The 2,653-nt window shown below is 62.3% G+C and carries 2 protein-coding genes; both read left to right on the top strand.

Going from position 1 to position 2,653, the window contains the following annotated elements; genetic code table 11:
- The first annotated feature begins 147 nt into the window (after positions 1 to 147).
- Positions 148 to 1,785 carry an IS21 family transposase gene (istA, locus tag HMPREF0298_RS11175; RefSeq protein WP_006841306.1) on the top strand — a complete coding sequence of 546 codons (1,638 nt, stop codon included), beginning with the start codon at positions 148 to 150 and terminating at the stop codon, positions 1,783 to 1,785.
- On the top strand, positions 1,785 to 2,543 hold the full coding sequence (locus tag HMPREF0298_RS11170) for an ATP-binding protein (RefSeq protein WP_006841305.1): 759 nt from the start codon (positions 1,785 to 1,787) through the stop codon (positions 2,541 to 2,543). Before istA ends, HMPREF0298_RS11170 begins: the two co-directional genes overlap by 1 nt.
- Positions 2,544 to 2,653: the final 110 nt, after the last annotated feature.

Raw genomic sequence — 2,653 nt, 5'->3', positions numbered from 1 at the left:
TGTTAGGAACGCGTAGTTTGAAGTGCCGTGGTGACCATCGTGAAGCGTCACGGTGAGCTTCGTGAAGCGCTCAATGCCGGTAGCCCCCAGACTTTCAGGTACCGCACGACAACCCGGTCGTGTGGGAACCTGAAAGGACCTTCAACCGTGACCAACTACCGGTTGATCATGCGACTGCTCCTGGCGGGCAGTTCCTACCGAGAAATCCAGGCCCGCTGCGGTGTAGCGCACGCCACCATCGCCAAAGCCAGGAAAACCCTCGATCACCACCAGATCACCACCCCCGCCCAGCTCGACGGATTGCATGACGACGACCTTCACTGCCTGGTCGGCGACGGGCGGATGACCGTGGCCGGGGAGTTCGTCCCCATCGACTTGGACACCGTCATCGCCGCCCGGACCGGGCGGAAGAAAACACCCCTCAACGTCCTGTGGGCCGACTACCTCACCCTGCCGTCCACCGGTCTGCGCCACTACAGCTACGAGCGGTTCCGCCAGCTGGTCGGCCAGGAAGTCGCAGCCCGCGGACTCACCGCCCGGATCCAGCACATCCCCGGCCATACGATGCAGGTCGACTGGGCAGGCACCAAGATGCGGATCACCGACTTCGTCACCCACCGGACCACCAGCATCAGCGTATTCGTCGCGACCCTGCCCTACTCCGGGATGGTCTTCGCCATCGGGTGTGTCGATGAACGCCAACCGAACTGGCTGGCTGCCCACCGACAGGCCTTCGAGTACTTCAACGGAGTAGCGGAAGTCATCGTGCCGGATAATGCCTCCACCGCGTCCAATGCCATACGCCCCGGGGACCGGGCACGCAGGGTCAACGCAGCTTATGAGGAGTTTCTCACCCACTACAACACCGCCGCGCTTCCCGCCCGGCCGATCAAACCGCAGGACAAGGGCAATGTCGAAGCCGGGGTCAAGGTCGTCACCAACTGGGCGATCCGCCGACTCGCGGACCGGGAGTTCACCAACCTCGACGATCTCAACACGGCCCTGCGGGCAGCGGTCGAGCAGATCAACGACCGCACTCCGTTTAGGGAGCAGCCTGTCTCCCGTCGCCAGATCTTCCAGGAAGCCGAAGCCGAGCTGTTGGCACAGTTGCCACAGGAGCCTTTCCTGCCGACGGTGTGGAAGAAATCCAAGGTGGCCCCGGACTGGCACATCACGATAGCCACCGTGCACTACTCCGTTCCCCACCAGCACGTCGGTGCCACCGTGGATGTACGGATCCGCGGCGAGCAGCTGGACGTCTTCGCCGATGGCGACACGATTGCCACTCACACGGTCAGCGCGCAACGCGGCGCCTACGTCACGGACGTGGCCCACTGCCCACCGGGGATGGAGGATGCGAACAACCTGTGGTCCTCGCAGTATTTCCTCACCCAGGCTACCCGGGTCGGTCCGAACACGAGGAAGGCAATCGCTGATCTTCTGGCATCCAAACCCATCGTCGCTCAGGCGTACCTGCCGGCCCGCAACATCCTCGCCATGGGCAAAGGCGCCAACAAGCCCATCCTCGAACAAGCCTGCCACCGTCTGGTCGACGAGTCGACACGTCGTCGGGTGATCTCCTACACGGCGGTGAAGAACATGATGGCCGCGGTCCGCAGCGATCAGGCCGCCCGACCGACGACACCTCCTGCACCGCGGGCTCATGCGCGTTCGACACCACCACCGCATCTGCCTCGGGACCGTGGCGGAATGTTGGGTGGGGTCGGTCAGTTCAGTCTGGAAGCACTGACCGGCACCAGCGGGAACGAGGAGGAGTCGAAGTGATGGACCCGAACCTCCACCTGGATGACACCTGGCTGGACACCTTCACGAAATTGCGGATGACCGCCTTCGGCAAAACCGTCATCGACATCGCCAACAACCCCGACTACGACGAGTGGACCTTCTCCCAGAAGATCGCGTTTGCGCTGGATAAAGAGGTCACAGCCCGGCAGGAGCGTCGTGTTGAGAAACTACTCAAGGCATCCAGATCACCACACCCTGACGCCTGCGTAGAAGACATCGACTACCGACCAGACCGGAACCTCAGCCGTGAGCTTGTCGCACGACTGGGGTCGTGTCAATGGATAGCTAATGCCAGCAACATCATCCTGTTGGGGAAGTCCTCGGTGGGCAAGACCTATCTGGCCCTGGCGTTGTTGAATGCGGCGTGCCGGCGTGACTACACCGCCAGGTTCTTCCGCACCGATGACCTGGCCGCGCAGCTGGCGGTGATGGACTATCACGATCCGAAGCGCCTGGAATTCATCACTCAGATCACCACCACGGATCTGCTGATCCTGGATGATTTCCTCACCACCCCGATCAGCCCGGACACCGCGCACGTGCTGTTCAACATCCTCTCCGCACGAGAGGGGCTGGGGTCGACATTGGTGACCTCCCAGTTCACTCCGGAGGAGTGGTACACCTGCATCGCGGACAAGGTTGTCGCTGAGTCCCTACTCAACCGTCTGGTCGGTGGGGCGGAGATCGTCAGCCTGGACGGGCCGAACATGAGGCTCTCACCGACCATGGTCAGGTAACCCACCGGACACCGAAGTGATGATCAAGCACCGGGGTGAGCACCGCTTCACGATGCCCACCCCGGTGCTTCACTATCGTCACCACGCTGCTTCAAAATGCACGTTCGGAA

Origin of the sequence: Corynebacterium lipophiloflavum DSM 44291 (genome assembly GCF_000159635.1) — a bacterium.
GTDB classification, from domain to species: domain Bacteria; phylum Actinomycetota; class Actinomycetes; order Mycobacteriales; family Mycobacteriaceae; genus Corynebacterium; species Corynebacterium lipophiloflavum.
Note: the sequence above shows the minus strand (reverse complement) of the source record. Positions and strands in the feature narration are given on the sequence as shown.